Annotated in this window: 15 protein-coding genes and 3 pseudogenes; 10 read left to right on the top strand and 8 right to left on the bottom strand. The window is 40.4% G+C overall.

The features are described 5' to 3' along the window. Positions 1–293: sugar transferase (locus tag Q0140_RS09290; RefSeq protein WP_297963989.1), on the top strand; the 293-nt coding region annotated here is incomplete at its 5' end. Positions 294–314: 21 nt separating this feature from the next. Beyond that, positions 315–1,244 carry a Wzz/FepE/Etk N-terminal domain-containing protein gene (locus Q0140_RS09295; RefSeq protein ID WP_297963991.1) on the top strand — a complete coding sequence of 310 codons (930 nt, stop codon included), beginning with the start codon at positions 315–317 and terminating at the stop codon, positions 1,242–1,244. Between the two features lie 2,742 nt (positions 1,245–3,986). On the opposite strand, the pseudogene Q0140_RS12670 reads toward Q0140_RS09295, so the two are convergent. Beyond that, positions 3,987–4,663, bottom strand: a pseudogene (locus tag Q0140_RS12670) (formate--tetrahydrofolate ligase). Positions 4,664–4,820: 157 nt separating this feature from the next. On the opposite strand from Q0140_RS12670, the gene Q0140_RS09310 reads away from it, so the two are divergent. The 3 genes from Q0140_RS09310 to Q0140_RS09320 are packed head-to-tail and all read left to right on the top strand — an operon-like array spanning position 4,821 to position 6,658. After that, positions 4,821–5,423, top strand: coding sequence for a TetR/AcrR family transcriptional regulator (locus Q0140_RS09310; RefSeq protein ID WP_177387686.1), 603 nt, complete (start codon positions 4,821–4,823; stop codon positions 5,421–5,423). Between the two features lie 18 nt (positions 5,424–5,441). Beyond that, positions 5,442–6,215, top strand: a complete 774-nt coding sequence (locus tag Q0140_RS09315; RefSeq protein WP_297963997.1) for an EFR1 family ferrodoxin — start codon at positions 5,442–5,444, stop codon at positions 6,213–6,215. Next, on the top strand, positions 6,212–6,658 hold the full coding sequence (locus Q0140_RS09320; protein ID WP_297963999.1) for a DUF2141 domain-containing protein: 447 nt from the start codon (positions 6,212–6,214) through the stop codon (positions 6,656–6,658). The genes Q0140_RS09315 and Q0140_RS09320 overlap by 4 nt, the downstream gene beginning before the upstream one ends. A gap of 85 nt (positions 6,659–6,743) precedes the next feature. On the opposite strand, the gene Q0140_RS09325 is transcribed toward Q0140_RS09320, so the two are convergent. The 3 genes and pseudogenes from Q0140_RS09325 to Q0140_RS09335 form a co-directional block, all read right to left on the bottom strand. Further along, positions 6,744–7,010 carry a hypothetical protein gene (locus tag Q0140_RS09325; protein ID WP_297964001.1) on the bottom strand — a complete coding sequence of 89 codons (267 nt, stop codon included), beginning with the start codon at positions 7,008–7,010 and terminating at the stop codon, positions 6,744–6,746. A 71-nt stretch (positions 7,011–7,081) separates the two neighbouring features. Further along, positions 7,082–7,498: pseudogene (locus Q0140_RS12675) on the bottom strand (pseudouridine synthase); the annotation flags it as partial. A gap of 6 nt (positions 7,499–7,504) precedes the next feature. Next, on the bottom strand, positions 7,505–7,876 hold the full coding sequence (locus Q0140_RS09335; protein ID WP_297964004.1) for a citrate/2-methylcitrate synthase: 372 nt from the start codon (positions 7,874–7,876) through the stop codon (positions 7,505–7,507). A gap of 120 nt (positions 7,877–7,996) precedes the next feature. On the opposite strand from Q0140_RS09335, the gene Q0140_RS09340 reads away from it, so the two are divergent. The 4 genes from Q0140_RS09340 to Q0140_RS09355 all read left to right on the top strand — a co-directional run bounded on the left by Q0140_RS09340 (position 7,997) and on the right by Q0140_RS09355 (position 14,735). Then, positions 7,997–9,598 carry a TolC family protein gene (locus tag Q0140_RS09340; RefSeq protein WP_297964005.1) on the top strand — a complete coding sequence of 534 codons (1,602 nt, stop codon included), beginning with the start codon at positions 7,997–7,999 and terminating at the stop codon, positions 9,596–9,598. A gap of 592 nt (positions 9,599–10,190) precedes the next feature. Beyond that, positions 10,191–10,793 carry a hypothetical protein gene (locus Q0140_RS09345; protein ID WP_297964007.1) on the top strand — a complete coding sequence of 201 codons (603 nt, stop codon included), beginning with the start codon at positions 10,191–10,193 and terminating at the stop codon, positions 10,791–10,793. Between the two features lie 17 nt (positions 10,794–10,810). After that, the gene (locus Q0140_RS09350; RefSeq protein ID WP_297964009.1) at positions 10,811–14,332 is read left to right on the top strand and encodes a calcium-binding protein; all 3,522 of its coding nucleotides are present in this window, start codon (positions 10,811–10,813) and stop codon (positions 14,330–14,332) included. A 280-nt stretch (positions 14,333–14,612) separates the two neighbouring features. After that, positions 14,613–14,735, top strand: a complete 123-nt coding sequence (locus tag Q0140_RS09355) for a hypothetical protein (protein WP_297964011.1) — start codon at positions 14,613–14,615, stop codon at positions 14,733–14,735. Positions 14,736–14,828: 93 nt separating this feature from the next. Here Q0140_RS09355 and Q0140_RS09360 read toward each other — a convergent pair whose 3' ends face one another. The 4 genes from Q0140_RS09360 to Q0140_RS09375 form a co-directional block, all read right to left on the bottom strand. Then, positions 14,829–16,130 carry an HlyD family type I secretion periplasmic adaptor subunit gene (locus Q0140_RS09360; RefSeq protein WP_297964013.1) on the bottom strand — a complete coding sequence of 434 codons (1,302 nt, stop codon included), beginning with the start codon at positions 16,128–16,130 and terminating at the stop codon, positions 14,829–14,831. 24 nt (positions 16,131–16,154) lie between these two features. Beyond that, a complete protein-coding gene (locus Q0140_RS09365; RefSeq protein ID WP_297964015.1) occupies positions 16,155–16,436 on the bottom strand; it encodes a type II toxin-antitoxin system RelE/ParE family toxin in 282 nt (93 codons plus the stop codon). A 3-nt stretch (positions 16,437–16,439) separates the two neighbouring features. Beyond that, the gene (locus Q0140_RS09370) at positions 16,440–16,676 is read right to left on the bottom strand and encodes a hypothetical protein (RefSeq protein ID WP_297964017.1); all 237 of its coding nucleotides are present in this window, start codon (positions 16,674–16,676) and stop codon (positions 16,440–16,442) included. Between the two features lie 136 nt (positions 16,677–16,812). Beyond that, positions 16,813–19,179 (bottom strand): type I secretion system permease/ATPase, encoded by a 2,367-nt coding sequence (locus Q0140_RS09375; protein WP_297964019.1) that lies wholly within the window; start codon positions 19,177–19,179, stop codon positions 16,813–16,815. A 268-nt stretch (positions 19,180–19,447) separates the two neighbouring features. Here Q0140_RS09375 and Q0140_RS09380 point away from each other — a divergent pair. Next, positions 19,448–19,645, top strand: a pseudogene (locus tag Q0140_RS09380) (hypothetical protein); the annotation flags it as partial.

Consider the following 19,645-nt stretch of genomic DNA (forward strand, 5'->3'; position numbering starts at 1 on the left):
CGCTCGATGAGCTTCCGCAGCTGATCAACGTCCTAAAGGGCGAAATGAGCATCGTTGGTCCTCGCCCGTGCGCGCAATACGAGCGCAAGGATATGGGTGAATATGCAGATCTAATTCTGGCCGTCAAGCCCGGTATTACTGGGCTTTGGCAGGTGAGCGGGCGTAGCGACGTGGATTTTGCGACCAGGGCCGGTATGGATACGTGGTATATGAAAAACTGGTCGATCTGGAACGACATCGTGATAATCATAAAAACCTTTAAGGTGGTCCTTGTTCGCGAGGGCGCAATTTAAATTTTAATTTGGAGAAGAAATATGCAACAGAATTATTATGAAGACGATGAGATTGATTTGCTAGATTTGGCAAAAAAGATATGGAAATATAAAAAGCAAATTTGTATAGTAACTTGTGGATTTATTGCGATTGGGCTTTTGTACATTCTATTTGCTACTCCGTGGTATAAAGCAACGGCGGCGGTAGAAACCGCCTATTATAATAATGAAACTGGTATGCCACAGTATATAACCGAAAGATCCGTTCGGATGCATGAGCTTAGAGTAAAATATATTGATGGACTAAAGGATATTAAGGATAAGAACGTAACGGTTGATAGTATCGTCGCCGATAAAGATAGCGCCAATATATTTATTATAACGGCGTTTGCCAAATCAAACGAATTACTAAAAAAACAGATAGATGAGATGGTGGCAGATTTAAGCAAAGAAGATGCTATAGTTTTAGATGAATATAAAAAGGCTATACGCGAACAATTGGTAAGTATTGATTCGCAGATAAGTTATTTAAAAAATGATAAAATTCGTAATTTAAAAGAACGCATAGAATATTTAAAAGGTGTTCAGATAGCCAAAATAGATGATCAAATAGACATGTTGAACAAGAAAGAAAAGCTTAGCGATGCTGGCGAATTAAAACTGATGGAGTTAATGAATATAAAAGACAAAATTTTAAACGACAATGTACCTAAAATAAGTGACGAAATGAGTGCTATAACTCTAGTACAAATTCCTGATTTAATGAAGAAAAAGAGTATTATAGAAAGTAGGCTTTCTGATTTTAATTTTAAAACTTCTCATATAATTTCTAATATAGTTTTATCTGATCGCCCAGCAAAGCCTAAAAAACTAATCATTTTAGCAATATCTGCAATAATAGGACTTATGCTTTCTACCTTTGTAGTATTGGTTTATGATAAATTTAAAACCTGCAATTCCGAAAATAGATAAATTTTAAATAATTTATTTCTATATTGGGGTGTTACGGTTGAATGTAAAGGCTGCTTTGATAAAACTCCATACTGCGGCGCTTTATATGGAATATTATGTTGCACAAACTCTAGTAAAATAGTATTGACATTAAATTAGCAAATACTATTTTACTAAAGAGTAAGAATGACATTTAGCTATTACAGTATCAAAGCTAGAATTGTTTTTTGCTTTTTGACTATGACTATTAAATTTCATCTATGCATCGAACTCTATCGCTTGGATACATTATCGAAAAAGCCATTTATTACTATCGAGTGGCCCTAATTTGCATTTACAAAAGCATCGTAATTATAAATTTAGCGTATTAATTAAAAAGCACCGGTTAGAATTCTATAATTGTAAAGGATTATTGGTGTCCCGTGTAGTATCTATGCAACTTTTAAAAACGCCCCATAATACGCGATTACAGAATATCGCTCTATAGTCTTTAAAGACTATATAACAAAATTTGCTATCTCTTAAGGAGACTTTAAATAATAAGCAAAAATGGGTTAAAACCTATAGACCTTAAGAAATTTAGCTTAAGCTTTGTAGCAGCTTAAGGCTTAAACCCTTAAGTAGGCTAATTAAACACAATTTTTACTTAGTGCTTTAAACGCTTATCCATAAAACATATTCTTATTGGTATAAATAATACAATAGATAAAGCTTAAGACACTATTTTTGTCCTTATGCGTCGGAGATTATATTAGAAAGATCTTAAAAGCTACTTAGTCGAAATTTATTGATACTCTTTTTGAGCTTTCTCTCTTAGCTGAAAAGTCCCTAAAAGCCCTTAAGCTTCTTTAAAATCATAACGGGCAGGGAAACTTGATAGAGTGGACTAGCTCGATAGTCTTCTAAAATTCTTTAAAAGTATGGGCAAGCGATGCAATTTCCTACACATTGCCAAGATTTCTAAAATACAGAGGGTATGATTCAAAATTTAAGTAGATAGGTAAAATGTAGCGAAATGAAGGGAGACAAATCAAGCGCGGCAAGAGTAGCTAGAATAATAAAGAACACTAAAGTGTTTATTCACATACTAACAAACACCAAAACAGTTACCCAGCAAATATGAAATAAACAAATAATATAGGAATGTCAAAGAGCAATGTAAAGACCAAATAATGAATAAAAGGATAAAGCAGACATTCTAAAAGCTTTATGCACTTATAGCGCTAAAAGCAAGCATCAAGGCTTAATAGTTGCAGCGATTAAAGCATTAAAGCATCAAGGTGTTAAGGTGTTAAAGCACTTAAATGTTATTTCAAAGTAAAGCTTAAAGTGCAGCGCTTGAAGCAGCCGTGGCTTTTTAAGTAGCAACTCAATACATCGGGCACACAAAGTAGTAATAAGGCTCAATGATGATAAAAGTATTAATAAAGGTAAGTAAATCGGGAATAGTAGACATAAGTATAACAAGCAAATCAAGTATAGTAAGCATAATAGAAAGTAAATCAAGCATAATAAAGAAACGGAGGATATCTACACGATCCGCTTGATCGCAAATATATCTGAAAGCAGCAAAAATATTAAAAGAATAAGTAAATCAAGCGAATTGAGCCTGGCATGAATAATAAAGGAGTGCAAGAATGTGCTCTACTATTCAAATCAGACTAAACGCCGGGCAAAACGCTCAATACCCATATATCCGCATACACCAAGATATTCAATAATTGTAAAAAAGCTAAGAAGCTGGATAAACCATACACGGCAAAGAGCCTATGAATATAATATAAATCGAAATTTAAACAAAGCTGCATAAATTTAAACAAGAAGCATATAAGCAAATTTTATGAAAATCCATATAAAATAACTGAGATATGCTCAAAAATCATCGCATTACGAATACTGGTGCAATACCTCAATGACGATATGGGCAAAATACTACCGCTGGCAGTCACTGCATTATACATATCAGCATAGCTATAACCAAGAACCAGACTGAGATTAAAAGATGCCGTACTAAATATCAAAGTACTCTAAACTGGACTAAGATTAAAAACATTATAAGGTGCTATAAATTCTAATAAGCAACAAATAAACGACGATGCTTTAACGACGGCAATACTCAAATATACAAACTAGCCCCAAACGATTAAACATTACTCAATAACATTACCAAATAACGCAACCCGTTAAAAGTTATACGGGAATTTGAAGTAAAATTTATTAAGATTAAGATGCAAGCGGCGAAATCTTGCTCATCAACACATCAAAAAGCTATACCAAATTTAAAGCCTACTCCAAAAAAGCAGAGGAAGCTTTTCAAGGATAAGGACAAGAATATAAAACGCTCCACGCCATATAGTATTAAAGCACATCATAGTATTAAAACATCTCATAATATTAAAAGAAGTCATAGAGAGCATTGCAATCACAAAGAGATAATATCTTTTAGGCTTATAGCTTTTATATTTATGTTATGATTAAAAATACATAGATGTATTTTCAAATTTACGTGTAGCTGTAATATACAAAAAATACCGCCCAAAAAAAGAGAACTCCTATAAAGCTCTAAAACGTCTCAAAAGAGTTAAATAGGGTAAAACACGACGGAAAGACACACTATAAATATCCGTCAAGAGCCTATCGCCTCTTGACGGATATCCCCAGCCCTAGGGCATTTATAGCTTGCATATGGTACGCTTCATGGCGTAAAATGAGACGGGTGGGAAAGCAGATGGGACGATCGCTTTACGGAATTTGTTCTATTTGCTATTGTGTTACGCTTTCTCTGTCATAATTTTCGCCGACGACGATATTCGAGATACGCTCTTTCAATTCCGAGATCGTGCGCGAGAGACAGACGATCGCCATGATTTCGCTTGCGACGGAAATGCAAAAGCGATCTCCCCGTGGCACTCCGTTCATTCTGCCGCCGAGTCCGACGATGCTGCGCAGTTCGCGGTCGTTGAGATCGACGCACCGCTTCCACGAAATCGTGCGGGGATCTATTTTGAGTTCGTTGCCGTGATGAATGTGATTATCGACCAGAGCCGCAATCAAATTGTTTGCTACGGAAATCGCATGGATATCGCCGGTAAAGTGCAGATTGATTTCTTCCATCGTAACAATCTGCGCCCTTCCGCTACCGCACGCACCACCCTTTATGCCGAAGCAGGGGCCTAAAGACGGCTCTCTGAGCACAAGCACCGTTTTTTCCCGATCCTATTGAGTGCATCGGCAAGCCCTATCGAAACGGTCGACTTTCCCTCCCCCGTACTCGTCGGCGTTACGGCGGTAACGAGGATGAGGCGCGCGCTTGCGTCCAGAGCGCGTTTTCGTAAAGCACGAAGCGTTTCTGCGATGAGTTTCGCTTTGTACTGTCCGAACGGTTCGATTCCGTCCGCATCAATGCCGATGCGCTGTGCGATGTCCGCGATCGGAAGCATTCGATTTTTTTTGCGCTATTTCGATATCCGACAACATAACATAATTATATGCGCGAACGCGGGCTTTTGTAAATCGCTTTACACGACGCTTTAAACTTGACAATGTAAAGTTTTTACGCTATTATCTTGACACTGTAAAGATTAAAAGGGAGTACTTATGCAAAAATTGAATTTGCCGTATCACCGCGAAGGATTAAAAAATCTTTTAATCGAAAAAGGTATCGAAATCGTCAATACCGACGGGCTACAGTCTTTTTCGCTGAGAAAAGCGGCGACGGCCTGCAAGGTAAGCCATGCCGCCCCATACAGTCATTTTCACAACAAAGAAGAATTGCTCAACGCGATGCAGCTGCACATCACTGAGCGCTTTTCGAAAACGCTCGAAGCCGCGATCGCCGAAAACAAAAAGCCTTCCGAATTGTTAAAAAATTTGGGCACGGCCTATGTTTCTTTTTTTATTGAAAATCCCGCCTATTTTCAATTTTTGTATTCAAAGTCGGACATAAAGGTCGATTTAACTTTATCCGTGCCGGATGAAGAAAACTATGCGCCTTTTATCCTGTATAAAAACAGCGTCCTGTCATTGCTTACGCAAAATAAAGTCCCGAAAAAAAAGCAAATCGATATTTTAATAACGATATGGGCTTTTATTCACGGACTTACGGCGTTGGCGACAATGAAAAACGTGTGCTACGACAAAAATTGGAAAGAAAAAATCGGCGATTTTATGGACGTGCTCGAGCCGTCATTTTTAAAGTAAGGGCACAAGAGGTACGATATGAACGGAATGTATTTCAGCGGAACGGGAAACACAAAATACTGTACGGAAGCGTTTGCACAAGCGACCGGCGGCAGGGCTTGCAGCATGGAATCGGACGAAGCGCTTGAAATCTTACGCGCATCGGATGAAATCGCGCTCGGTTATCCTATTTACTTCAGCGATATTCCGCGCATTGTAAAAGCGTTTATTTTAAAGCATGCCGATATGTTCCGCGGAAAGCGCGTTTTTGTGATCGCAACGATGGGTCTTTTCAGCGGAGACGGCGCGGGGCTTGCGGCCAGGCTGCTCCGAAAATGCGGAGCCGCCGTTACCGGAGGCTTACATCTGCACATGCCGGATTGTATCGCCGATGTAAAGCTTTTAAAAAAAACGCCGAAAGAAAACAGGGGGCTCATAGCGGCGGCGCAAAAAAAGATTTTGCAAGCGGCGGAAGGCATAAAGCGGGGAATCTATCCGAAAGACGGCTTATCGTTTTTTCACAGAATCGCAGGCTTATTCGGCCAGCGCCTGTGGTTTAAAATGCATGCGAAAAAACTGGCCGAACGGCTCAAAATCAAAACGGACCGCTGCATCGGCTGCGGCATATGCGCGGCACACTGCCCGACAAAGTCATTATATATCGAAAACAGTAAAGCCGTGTTTTATCCCGGAAACTGCACGATATGCTACCGCTGCATAAACAACTGCCCGGCGAAGGCGATCACGCTTATCGGTACGGACGTATTCGAGCAGTGCCGCTTTGACAATTATGCAAAAAAGGAAACACTATGAAAAAACTGTTCACTTTATTTTTCTGCGCGATGATTTTCAACCCGTCGTATTCCCTGTATTCCCAAACGGCGGACGGCGAAGTGTTCTTTGACACGGAAATCGTCGTTACCGGCATAAAAGAAAAGTCGGGAACAATCGTTATCAGTATCCACGATTCCTCCGAAAGTTTTCGCAAACGTCTTCCGTATAGAACCGCCGAAACGGCAGCTGACGGAGAAAAGGCGGTATATCGCATACGGCTCAAAGCCGGAGAGTATGCGTTTTGCGTTTATCACGATGTCAACGGCGACGGAAAACTGAATACGAACGCGATCGGCATACCGAAAGAGCCGTTCGGATTCAGCAATTACGACGGCAAAGGCCCGCCCGGCAATTTCAAAAAACACAAGGTTTTTATAGACGGCACGGCGACGGTAACCATCCCCTTGGTAAAAATGAATTAATCCTTAAAATCAACGTTTCGGCAGTCGCACAATCCGCACTCAAAGAACAATTGGGCGTACAGTGCTGAAACGCGCGCGCAAGTTCTCAAATTCGGTATAGCAGTTCGATTTCGTCTTCGGAAAGTTCATGCCAATCGCCTTTCGCGAAGCTTTCATCCAGCCGAAGCGCGCCGATCGCGATGCGCTTCAGATAGACGACTTCGTTTCCGAGCGCGGAAAAGATGCGCTTTACTTCGTGAAATTTTCCTTCACAGATCGTAAGCGTACATTCGTCTTTTTCATCGCCGCTGCCGAGCCACACAAGCTCCGCGCTTTTGCAGTCGGCTTCTTTTTCTCTTCCTTCAGGCTCCATGTGCATGCCTTGCGCACATTTGCAAACGTATGCCGCCCCTTCTTCGCTTCGAACTTTTTTGCTAGGCGCACAACATACGTTTTTCCGCATTCGCTTTTCGGAGCAGTGATGCGGTGTGTGAGCGCTCCATCGGTCGTCAGAATAAGTAAACCTTCGGTATCGCAGTCGAGCCTTCCGATCGTATGCAGATTTTCTTCGAAAAAAGGCGTGCGGTATGGATCGCCTAGCAAATCGAAAACCGTTTCGTAAAGCCCGTCGCGCTTTGCACACACGAATCCCGAAGGCTTATGTATCATGAGATAGACGGCTTTGCGAACTTCGATTCTTTTGCCCCGTACGGCGACGACATCGTTCTCGTCATCGATGCGGATCGATGCGTCGGATACGCTGTTACCGTTTACCGTCACGGCGTCCGAGCGGAGCAGTTTTTTTACGGAAGAGCGGGAACCCAAGCCCCCGTGAGACAGTAATTTGTCGAGGCGGATCATAAGCGCCTACTTTATGCGCTTTTCGATCGGAACGTAATCGCGCACGTCGCACACGTTTTTGTACGCCGGCCGGTAAATTCTGCCGCCTGCGACGATCTCTTCGATGCGGTGCGCGCTCCAGCCCGCAATGCGCGAAATCGCAAAAATGGGCGTGTAGAGTTCACGCGGGATATTGAGCATCGAATACACAAAGCCGGAATAAAAATCGACGTTCGGGCAGATCTTTTTTTTCACCTTCGTGCACTTCGGCAAGCACGTCGGGAGAAATTTTCGCGATAAGGTCATAGAGGCGGAATTCCGCTTCGCACTTTTTTCTTTTGTAAGCTTGGAAGCCTTTTCGTGCAAAAGCACCGCCCTCGGATCGTCGATCGTATACACCGCGTGCCTCGGTCTTTAAATTTTTAAGACGGCAAACTTAAAATTTCCTCATCCGTTTTATAAAATTTTAATCCCCTTTCGTATAAAATGCATTAAAATTTCATTTATAAAGAGCTTGCTTTGAATAAATTTGCGATTACCCCTATTCTAATCACCTTGGCTTTAACTATCGGTGCGGATTTCTTAAACGCAGCGAATAAATTTAGCTCCGCTTCATCAAAACCTGCCTCAAATAAAACGTCTACTCAAAACCAAGCAGCCGCGCAAAACACTCAAAGCGCCTTAGAAAAATATCTCTCCACCCCGGAGGTAGGTTCTAAGCAAGATAATTCGCAAGACGCTTCTAAAGGTTCAAGCTCCAAAGCTAAAGCCGAAGCCAAAGCCCCTACTAAAATTTACAGACTAGACAGATCAAAAATACGAGATATAAATCAAAAAAGATTGGACGGACAGCTTGATTCAAATTCAAAGGCAGCTCTAAACTCCTTCTCTTTTGACGCCTTATTAGAGCACACTTTAGCTAATTCTCCGAGTTTAAATTTAACCAGACTCGATGTACAAAGCGCTCGCAACGAGCTAGAGTATCAAAAGGCCTCACGCTATCCCGAGTTTGGAATTAATGCCAATAGCGAATACGCTAAACGCTACGGCGCTCGCTACAACTCCGTGCAGATTGGCGACGATAGCCTGGTCTCGCAAAGCGGCTACGGAGATTCCCTCTCTTTAGTACTGCGCCAAGATATATTTAAATTCGGCGCGGATGAGTTAGCGATCGAAGCTGCCGAAGAGAATATCAAACAAGCAGATCTTAAAAGATGCTCTGCTTATATGGATGGCTCGATTAAGCTTTTGGAGCTTTACGATGAGGCGCTCGGATATAAAAACAGAATAGAAATTTACGAGCGGTTAAAAGATGCCTACGAGATGCTTTATATCTATGAAAAGAGACTATCGGGCGCAGGAGAGTTAGGTAAAACAGCTCTGGCAGATCAAGCCATAGCATTAGCCGATACGAGCTATGAACTGTCTCAATTAGAACTAAACGCAAATAATGTTTTAAATAAAATTTACTCGCTTTCCGGAGTTAAAATTCCAAACGTGTTTTATCTTTCGGATCTAGGCGGAGCCAATAGTATCAACTCAGACTTCGTACCCTTTGAAGATAGCGTAATCGCTAAAGGATTTGATCATGAATTGGCTGCAAATGAGCTAAGTATGAGATCACAAGAAAGACTTTATTATCCTACCGTTTCGCTCTACGGCAGATACGATCTTTACGGCAGCGATAGAGACGACTTTAGCCGCGCCGGAAAGGATGTCAAAAGACATGGATATAGAGCGGGACTTACGGTGCATATGAGCCTATTTGACGGAGGCAAGCGCGCCGCACAGATTAAAGAAAAAGAGATCAATAAAGAGAGGATTTTATCTAAAAAGGAAGAAGCTAGATTAGAATACGAAAAGCAGATCGCAGATCTTAAACTCTTTCTATCTAAAAAAGATGAATACGATAAAATCCTATCCAATTCCTCTAAAATTTCAAAAGATATCCTAACTATGCAAAAGAGATTAAATGCCGGTAACGAAAGCTCAAAGATAGATGTCTTAAACTCCCTAATAGCTTCTTTAAAAAAGGAATTAGCTCTAAAAGAACATACGCAAAAAGCTAGCTTTAATATCAAAAAAGCGGAGCTAATGTCTAGATACGGAAGGTGTGAGTAGGCCGTTTGGGGTAGCCAAGTAGATGATTTGGTAGTTAGCCCAATAGATAGTTTAAGCGGCTATGGCGTTTTAACATAGCGTCTTGCATTTGGCTTTAGGCTTTGTATCTTGCAGCGCTGCGAAGTAAAATTTTAAAATTTAGAGTAGTAAAAGACCTAAAATTGGGTAGGGCAAAGCGACTCTAAATTTTAAATATACCGTAAGAATAAAATAGTAAAATATAGTCAATATTCTTTACTATGGTGGTTGCAAAAGCTCTTCAATAACGTGAGCACTAAATAAGATGTTAGAAGTGGCCACCAAAGCAAATATTAAAATAAATATTTATAGCGAAATATGGGAAATGGGGGACAAAAATCCTCGTCTAACAAGTCTAGAAAGGCAATAAATCTGAAAATAAAGGATAATAAAATGTCAAAAATTACAGTTTATATAGATGTTAGAAGGATGCGTGTATATTTTCAGGCATTACGGATGGTAATGAAATATTATATAGGTTTCTTACCAAATAAAATAAGCATATTAAAGAATGATGTTAATTTCATAGGCAAGTTTAAGTAAGATAAAAATATAAATAAGGAGAATTTAAATTATGATGAATTTTAACAGTAAACAGAAATCTCTAATTTTTATATTTTTATTGTTTATTGTTATTTATAGTATTATAAATTGGAAACCAATTCAAAACCCAGTAATATATAAAAAAGCTCAAGCTATTAATATTTCCAATAAAGATAATATTTTAGATATAAATATTACTATAGATAAAGAAGCATTTTATATACTATACCTTATATATCCGTATAATATAGGAAAAATTGAAGAAGACAATATGAATATAGGGCATAATAACAACATGACCTTGGGGCTTACAATAACCCCGTTTAATATGAAACAAACGGATTGGAGATATTTTAAAGAAAGCGATAAAAATATATATCCTGATAATGCTAGAATTTTAGAACATAAAGATAATTTTAATACTATTTTTAGTTTTCCCAAAGATGTTTATGATTTTATTGCTACCGCCCCGAATGGCACGAACGGTAAGTATAAAAGGATAGCTATAGTAAAACTACAAAAAGGTAAATATAATATAAAGTTAGAATTTTTAAATAGCATGGCATTAGAGGTCAAGAATATAATATATCTAGAAATAGAAGAAATGCAAAAAGAACGATTTTTTAGATTTTAATTTATAAGGGAGACGAAATGTCAAAATATAGACTAACAGTAAATATAGAGGTAGCGCTAACAGCTTATACAAATTATGAGACCATGCACATAGGTGCATCAATTGCTGGGCATATGTGGTATGGTGTTCAAAAAGATAACGAAGCCGAGCATCAATTTGGCTTTGCATCAAAAAATGGTGAGCCATTTGGCGCCGGCAAAATAGTAACCAACGACGGTAAGTCATATGCCGGTAAACCATATTATTCAAGAACCGTAGAAATAACAGAAGAACAATATAATAAATTAATGGAGCATTCAGCAACTTTCGATAGCAGTAAATACGATGTTTTAAAAAATAATTGTATAAAATTTACTTGGGATGGACTTGAAAAGGCGGGATTTAATACAGGTGGCTTTAAGGGAATGTTTTTGCCTGATCAAAATATTGAGTATATAGATAAATTATTTGATAATCCCGATAGTTTTGGAAAAGATGCCATTAATAAATATAATAAATACCCGACATCTTTAAATTCTCTTGGAATTACACCGGCAGATAATCTACCTTCTCAAGTGCTAGATTCTATTAAAACTTCTCTTATAGCTACATTAGGATTAGTTGTTGATGGATGGGAAAAAATAATAACGCTTTCACTTAATGGATGGATTGATATCATTAATGGCTTCACTAACTCTATTTTTAATTTCTCCATCGTCGACCCTCTCGCCCTTGATCTTAACGGAGACGGTAAGATCGGCATCAGCCCGGCACCTAACGGCGGAGCCTACTTCGATCACAACGGCGATGGAGTATCTCACAAATCATCTTGGATCAGCAAAGAGGATGGAATTTTAGCCTACGATCGTAATGGCAACGGCAATATAGACGACGGCAGCGAGCTATTTGGAAATTTCACGCAGATAAAAGATAAAGATGGCAATCAAAGACTAGCTAAGGACGGCTACGAAGCTTTAAAGGAATTTGATAGCAATAACGACGGGCTTATAGATAATAAAGACGATAAATTTAAAGATCTTAAAATTTGGCAGGATGCGAACTCTAACGGGATCTCAGATGAAGGCGAGCTAAAGAGCTTAGATGAGCTAGGCATAGCTAGTCTAAGCCTAAATCACAATGAGGTAAACGAAGATCTAGGAGGCGGAAACACCCTAAGTCTAAAGGGAAGCTACATTAAAAAAGACGGCACCGCTCATAGTATGGGCGATCTAAATTTCAACGTAGATACGATAAACTCTAAATTTAAAGACGGGGCGCCGTTAAGCTCCGAAGATATGGCTAGAGCGAATATCAAAGGCTTTGGACTACTAAGAGATCTAAGATCGGCTGCTGCATTAAATAAAGAGCTAGCTAGCGCACTAGATAACTACTCTCGCTTAGGTACTAAAGAGGAGCAGCTCAAGGCTCTACCAGGTCTCATCAAAGCCTGGAGCGAGACTGCTGTAAGAAGCGGAAATTCTAACGGGGCAGACTACGAAGTAGGCCTAAAAGGGGTAAAGCTTCCAAGCAATGTAAATCTAGGCGCAGGATCAAACATCAATGTAGATGCAGACGGTAACGTGATAAACTCCGGTAATCCAAACGCTAGAAAACTAAGCCTCACTCCGTCTCAATATCAGGCTCTACTAAATAGCTCAAATTCTATAGATGAGAGCTTGCTAAAGGAGTTTGAGAGTATAAAATACAAGATCAAAGTAATCGACGCTTTTACCGGTTCAAAGACTGCGGAGCTCTATTATATAAGCAATGACGATATAAAAGCTATCATCAAAAACACAAACGAAACTTATGATAAAATTTTAAACTACTCCTATGCGTCGTTACTTGCTCAAACCAGACTAAAAAGCTATGCGGATCTAATAAGTCTAGATATGATCTCCGTGCCTAACGATACTGCTGCGGGCAATGGTGCCTCGGCGGGCGGCAATTCAAAATCCGATGCTGCAAGCGGCGGCGCAAATACATCTGCTAAGCCGAAGTATGATTTCAGACTAAATTTCACCAAAGTAATCGATAAATTTAAAGAGATAAATCTAAGCGATCCGAAGAAGGCTTTCGTGGATTTGGCGGAGCTTCTAAATGTATTAGGCCAATCAGGAAATAATGACCTTTCTGGACTTAGTGCAGTTTTTTATGATTTTATGAATGCAGCCATGAAGAATGGCGCTTTTGAACAATACAAAGAACTATTATATGCAGCAGCACCTAACCAAAATAGCAATCATATTATATTTCCTGATGCTAAAGGCGACAATATAAAAGGAACAGATAAAACAGATATCGTCTATGCCGGCAGTGGTAATGACAGAGTCGGTGCATGGGATGGCAACGATGTAGTTTATGGCGAGGCTGGAGACGATGAGCTTTATGGTGAGGCTGGAGATGATAAGCTTTACGGCGGTGAAGGCAAAGATAGAATTTCTGGTGGAGCTGGTAATGATATCCTAAATGGAGACGAAGGCGACGATACCCTTTATGGAGAAAGTGGTAACGATATCTTAGAAGGCGGAGCCGGTAACGATAGATTAGAAGGTGGTGAAGGCAACGATACCTATATATTCGGTAGAGGCGACGGAGCGGATACCATCTATGATAACCACGGCAACGATACGATTAAATTTAAAGAGGGAATCGGTAAAGAGGATTTAGTAGCCTCTAGAATTCCAAGTACTGACAATTTAAAACTCAGTATAAAAGGAAGTAACGATAGTATAACTTTTAAAGATATTTACAACTATCCGGATAACATGAAGTTCAAATTTAGCAACGGAGAAATTTTTAGCCTAAAAGATTTCAATCTAGAAACGTCCGATAATGACGAAGGCCATTATATCTATGGATATGAAGGCAACGATATTCTAAGAGGCAACGGCGGTAACGACGGAATTTATTCCGGAAACGGCGACGATATCGTCTATGCCGGCAGTGGTAATGACAGAGTCGGTGCATGGGATGGCAACGATGTAGTTTATGGCGAGGCTGGAGACGATGAGCTTTATGGTGAGGCTGGAGATGATAAGCTTTACGGCGGTGAAGGCAAAGATAGAATTTCTGGTGGAGCTGGTAATGATATCCTAAATGGAGACGAAGGCGACGATACCCTTTATGGAGAAAGTGGTAACGATATCTTAGAAGGCGGAGCCGGTAACGATAGATTAGAAGGTGGTGAAGGCAACGATACCTATATATTCGGTAGAGGCGACGGAGCGGATACCATCTATGATAACCACGGCAACGATACGATTAAATTTAAAGAGGGAATCGGTAAAGAAAATATTACCTTCCAAAGGGTCGCCAACGATCTGGTATTAAAATACGGCGAAAACGACACCGTCCGTATAAATAACCAATTCGGCGGTGGTGCTATAGAGCAGATTGCGCTTGCTAGTGGAGAGTATATCACTGCTAGCAAGATAAATAAGATCATCGAAGATCTCAACGCTTACGCCACAAATAACGGTATGAGCAATATCTCGATGGATGATATGAAAAATAATCCGGATATAATGCAGATGTTTGCGAGCGGCTGGGGGAATTGATAGCCCCCCCCCTAGCGGTGCACCCCCTCAATGCTGCAGATTGCTCTGCTAACGACTACTCGTAAAATGCCGCCGGTTGCTCCTAGAGACTACCGGCGGTGATAATCCCGCCTATCGCAAAGATATCGTTTTTGTTAGCTTGGATTGCCGCTATCCGCTTGAATAAACAGGACGCTCGAATGGAAAGCAAGCTATTTAAGAGGCGTGCCCAACCAGGCAAGATAGTTAACCGCCCGGACTAGAGCGGTTGTTTGAGTCACATTTTCGGCTAGAGGCTCGCTTGCTAGAACGAACAGCAGCTCAAGATAGAGGCGGCAGCTATCCACTCTGCTTCGGCACTACATTAAAAATTTATCAAGAGGACGTCCTTGCTTGCGTTAAATTTAAAGTGAGGTCGCGCTAGGACAGACAGGATAGGCAGTCGCTCAAACGAACAGTGTATTTGAGCAGAGACTTATCCATAGGGTAAATAACCACCTACCTCTCTCTTCCTATCCTACCTTACGCTAAGTCCTTCGTCCAGGTATTTGATGACAGGGTAGATAAATAGCTCTATTACGCGCCTTTTACCTACTTTTACTTCAGCCGTTACGCTCATACCGGGCTCGATCTCCTTTTTGATCCCATCTACGATCAAAAATGTAGAATCCGGTCTGATCTTTACTTCGTAAATTTCTCCCAGCTTCTCATCGTTTATCGCATCGTTTGCTATGTGGATTAGCTCACCCTCAAGTTTGCCGTATTTTTGAAAGTCGAAGGTTTGAACCTTAATGGCTACGCTTTGATTGTTCTCCAGATAGCCTATGTCTTTATTTAGAACGTTTGCTTTGATGATCAAAGGCTTATCGCTAGGCACTATAGAGATTAAATTTTCTTGATTTGTGATGGCGGTTCCTTGCGTATTTACGAGTAGCTTTCCCACGAAGCCATCAACCGGAGAGGAGATGATCTGCTGTCTGGTTTGAAACAAGATCGCATTGATCTCCGCTTTTAGCGAGCTTGCTTCTTTTTGCTTGGCTAGCATCTCATCGAGCCATTTAGATATGCTTTGGCTTTTAAAGGCCTCCAGCTCCTTAGCTAGCTCATCTAAATTCGCCCTTTGCTCGGCAAGTTTTTCTTTTGAAATTTTAAGATTGGAGTTTAGCTCAATTACCTTTGATTTGAGCTCATATAGATCCTTGCGCGCTATTATATCTTTTACTTTATTTAGATTGTTTAACCGCGCTTCATCTATCTTTAAAATTCCGCTTAGTCTCTCGACTTCTAAATTAGTAGAGTTTATCCCCATTTGCAGAGCTTGCATTTTTAGATTATATACGTTTATGCTCTCTTCGTAGTTTGATTTTTGCGTATTGTATAAGCTCAGCTCATCTGCGCTGATGTTAGCATCTAAACTTTTGCCCGAGCTTAGAGCGTCGAGCCTTTTTATCGAGTATTCAAGTAGAGCTAGGCTTTCTTGCTTGGTGGATAAATTTACCGTAGAGACGCTTGGATCGATTAAGATTAGATGATCGCCCTTTTTTACTCTATCACCCTCTTTTACTAAAATTTTAGAGACGACGCCGCTTTCGAGCGATTTTAAAATTTTAATCTCGCCGTCGGGTACTACTTTGCCGTTAGCGCTTACTACGATATCAACTTTGGCAAATACCATCCACAGCACGGCAAATATCAAAGCCCCGCAAGCGATCCATAAAATTGATCTTCCCAGCGGGTTTTGCGGAGCATCCTCTATCTCGATTAAAAGAGGCTTGAACTCGTTTGAATCATCCTCTATTCTTTTGAAAATTTTTAGCATTGTTTGCAACTTTAATCTAATAAATTATTTCATAGCATGGCTATTGCGTTTAAATATCGCTAGTATTTTTATGGCGTCTTTGCTTACGCGAAACGGCACCGTATAGCCTTTAAAAACCAGATCCCTAGTATCTTTACGGTTGAGTTTAGGATTTTTTCTAAAACTATATGGGCGATTTGGAATGTCTAAAATTTTAACAATCAAATCATCTGCAAATTTAGCTGCCCTTTGGGAACTATCTTGCGCGATAAACATAATAATTTTATCCAAATCATTAAGAAATTCTTCGCTATAGACAAGATTCATATCTTAGGCCATTTTTTTAAAAAGCGTATTTAAATGCTCCAACATTTCCTCGTGCGAGCGATATTTTAGCTCGCCCCTATCGTCGGCATCCGAAATTTCCATAAGTCTAGCTTCATCCTGTGGGCTTAAATAATCAGGCTCATTATAGCTTATAACGGCGGTAGGATCACCTGCGATTATATCCTCTATAGCTTTAAGCGTTTTAGCGTTTGACGTTTGAATATTTATCGATGCAAGCATAGCTTATCCTTGTAGAAATCTAATTGAATTATGCCATAAATTTATAATAAAGCTCTTAAAGGCGGCGACGCGCAATAAATGGGTTTAAATTTAAAAGCGCTCTTGAGTTAAATTTTATCCCGCCCTACCCTTCGGCTTATCCTAGTTGCTTATCATATAAGCTCTTATAGTAGCCGTCCAGAGCCATTAGCTCCTCATGCTTTCCGCGCTCTACGATCTCACCCTTATCCAGCACTAAAATTTCATCGCAATTCTTGACGGAATTTAGCCTATGCGCGATGATGATGAAGGTTTTTCCCTTTTTGATCTCGCTTAAATTTTGATTGATGATGCTTTCGCTTTCGTAATCAAGTGCAGAGGTCGCCTCATCAAAGATTAAAATTTTAGGATTATTTATGAGCGCTCTAGCGATTGCGATGCGCTGTTTCTGTCCGCCGCTAAGGCTTGAGCCGCGCTCGCCTACGAAGGTATCGTAACCTCCCGCAAGCTCTGCGATAAAATCATGAGCGCCCGCGATCTTGCTAACTCTGATGATCTCCTCCATACTCGCTCCGCTTGCGGCAAAGGCGATATTTTCTTTGATACTGCCACTAAATAGATAGTTTTCCTGAAGGACCACGCCGATGTTTTGCCTTAAAAGATAGGGATTTAGATGTCTGATATCTATGCCGTCTATGTAAACGGCGCCCGAGCTTTGCAGATAGAGCCGCTCAATAAGCTTTGTGATAGTGCTTTTTCCGCTGCCGCTTCTGCCTACTATGCCTACGCTTTTGCCAGGCTCTACGTGAAAGCTGATATCTTTTAGCACTAAATTTAGATCCGGCCTGTATCTGAAATTTACGGCGTCAAATTTTATATCCCCTTCGATATTATTTAGCGCAATGGGTTTATCTGTGCTCTGCTCGGTTGGAGTATTTAATATATCTCCTAGCCTATCTACGCTAAGAAGGGCCTGCTGAAATTCATTCCAAAGACCTACCAGCCTCATTACAGGAGCGCTAAATTGCCCCGCAAACATCTGGAAGGCGATGAGCTGGCCTACGCTTAACTTGCCTTCGATCACAAGCCCCACGCCGAAATATAAAATGCAAAGCGTCATAAGCTTTTGCAGTGCGGAGGCAAAGCCGCTTGCGACATTGCTTAAATTTGAAAGATTAAAAGATGAGCGGACGTATCTGCCTAGATTTTCCTCCCACATCTTTTGCATACTGCCCTCAATCGCTAGAGATTTTACTGTCTGCATTCCGGTTACTGCTTCTACTAGATAGGAGTTTGAAGCGGCTCCCATTTGAAATTTATCCTCTAGCCTCTTTCTAAGCACGGGGGTAATGAAAAAGTAGATCGCAGCAATTACGCTTATAAATGCGATTGCAATTAGCGTGAGTTTAATGCTGTAAAGCAGCATCATAAAGACAAATACGAAGCTAAATAAAATATCAAGTAGCACGCTTACGCTTTTATTTGCGATAAACTCTCTTATGCTATCTAGTTCTCGCACTCTAGCTACTATGTTTCCAACCTTGCGGTTCTCAAAGTAGGTCATCGGAAGCAGAGCCAAATGGCTAAAAAGCTCGCTTCCTAGCCTGGCGTCAATTTTAGTAGTAGTGTGCGCGAATATATAATTTCTACTTAGGCTTAAAAGCATCTCAAATATGATAGTTGCCAAAAATGCAAATGCAATGACATTTAGCGTGCTAATGCTATGATGAGTTAAAACCTTATCTAGCACCACCTGCGTAAAAAGCGGCGTAACTAGACCGAAAAGCTGCATGATAAATGAAGCCAAAAGTACTTCAAATACAACCCTTTTAAAGCTTAGCATCCGTTTGTAAAACCAGGCAAAGCCGAATTTGATCTGAGAATTCAGAGTTTTATGAGCTAGCACGATAAACTCGCCACTACAAAGATCAAATAGCTCGCTCGCACCTAGCTCTTTTACGGAATTGCCTCCGTCAAATACGATAAATTTAATAGCTGCTTCTTGTCCTTGCGAGGATTTGGATGAGTGGAAGGCTTTAGTCTCTTTGGTGGAGGAATGGGGTGTATCCGCGGGAGAAGAATTTGCCGCGCCGGAAGAAGATGACGTATTAGAAGATAACGATGCGAATGAAGATGAGTTTAAAGAATTTGCCGCGCCGCCGCTAGGGCTTAATATCTCCTTAGAACCTGCCGCGTCTTTGGAATTTGCGCTATTTATATCGGCGACCGTCTTGTTAGCATTTGCCGCTTTAATATCCGCTTTGCTTTGCTGTTCGATCTTTAAGACGTTAAAGTAGCTTCCGTCCTTTTTCTGAAGGATAAAGGGCGGCTTATAGCGCAGCAAATTTGAAAGATTTAGCTTTTTGATTTTAGCCTTAAACTCGCAATGCTTAGCCATACGCACCAGCTCTTCGATCTGCGGCTCCTCGCTGCTTAGCGCAAATTTATTTATAAGCGCCTTGGCATCGAATGGGATATGATTTACGGCGGCTATCAGACCTAGCGAGCCCAGGGCGGTTTGCATCGGATACCTTTGAGTGAAATTTGAAGGAATTCTATTAAGTCTATTTGAAACGGGGCTTAAATTCGGAAGGAATTTTAAAGAAATTTAAGGGATTTGAAGAATTTATTAAGCTAGAACGATGGTGCGGCGGGAAGGAATGACCAGGAGAGTGTCAAAATTTAAGAAGCCGCTTTAAAACAAAGCTTGGAAATATTTTATAAAGCTTAAGCATACTTTTATAAATACGGCTATATAATCCGCAACAAGGGATAACAAGAAAAGGACTGATATGAAATTCTACAGGTCTATTAAATTTAAAGCCTTGGCAGGCACGCTGCTTCTTATAATAATACTTTGCGCCGCATTTATTCGCATCATCCCCGATTACTCCACTTCACGAGGCTTCGCCGTTGTTTCTCTTTCCGACTACAACAAATACAAGCAAGGATACTGCCTAAAAGAGGATAGAATTTTACCTAAAGAGGAG

The organism is uncultured Campylobacter sp., assembly GCF_938045405.1.
Classification (GTDB): Bacteria; Campylobacterota; Campylobacteria; order Campylobacterales; family Campylobacteraceae; genus Campylobacter_B.

Excerpts from the sequence above, each read along its gene's own strand:
- Q0140_RS09325 (WP_297964001.1), bottom strand. The coding sequence starts at position 7,010 with ATGGAGCCTGAAGGAAGAGAAAAAGAAGCCGACTGCAAAAGCGCGGAG.
- Q0140_RS09360 (WP_297964013.1), bottom strand. The coding sequence starts at position 16,130 with ATGCTAAAAATTTTCAAAAGAATAGAGGATGATTCAAACGAGTTCAAG.
- Q0140_RS09350 (WP_297964009.1), top strand. The coding sequence starts at position 10,811 with ATGTCAAAATATAGACTAACAGTAAATATAGAGGTAGCGCTAACAGCT.
- Q0140_RS09365 (WP_297964015.1), bottom strand. The coding sequence starts at position 16,436 with ATGAATCTTGTCTATAGCGAAGAATTTCTTAATGATTTGGATAAAATT.
- Q0140_RS09370 (WP_297964017.1), bottom strand. The coding sequence starts at position 16,676 with ATGCTTGCATCGATAAATATTCAAACGTCAAACGCTAAAACGCTTAAA.
- Q0140_RS09315 (WP_297963997.1), top strand. The coding sequence starts at position 5,442 with ATGAACGGAATGTATTTCAGCGGAACGGGAAACACAAAATACTGTACG.
- Q0140_RS09310 (WP_177387686.1), top strand. The coding sequence starts at position 4,821 with ATGCAAAAATTGAATTTGCCGTATCACCGCGAAGGATTAAAAAATCTT.
- Q0140_RS09295 (WP_297963991.1), top strand. The coding sequence starts at position 315 with ATGCAACAGAATTATTATGAAGACGATGAGATTGATTTGCTAGATTTG.
- Q0140_RS09375 (WP_297964019.1), bottom strand. The coding sequence starts at position 19,179 with ATGCAAACCGCCCTGGGCTCGCTAGGTCTGATAGCCGCCGTAAATCAT.
- Q0140_RS09345 (WP_297964007.1), top strand. The coding sequence starts at position 10,191 with ATGATGAATTTTAACAGTAAACAGAAATCTCTAATTTTTATATTTTTA.
- Q0140_RS09320 (WP_297963999.1), top strand. The coding sequence starts at position 6,212 with ATGAAAAAACTGTTCACTTTATTTTTCTGCGCGATGATTTTCAACCCG.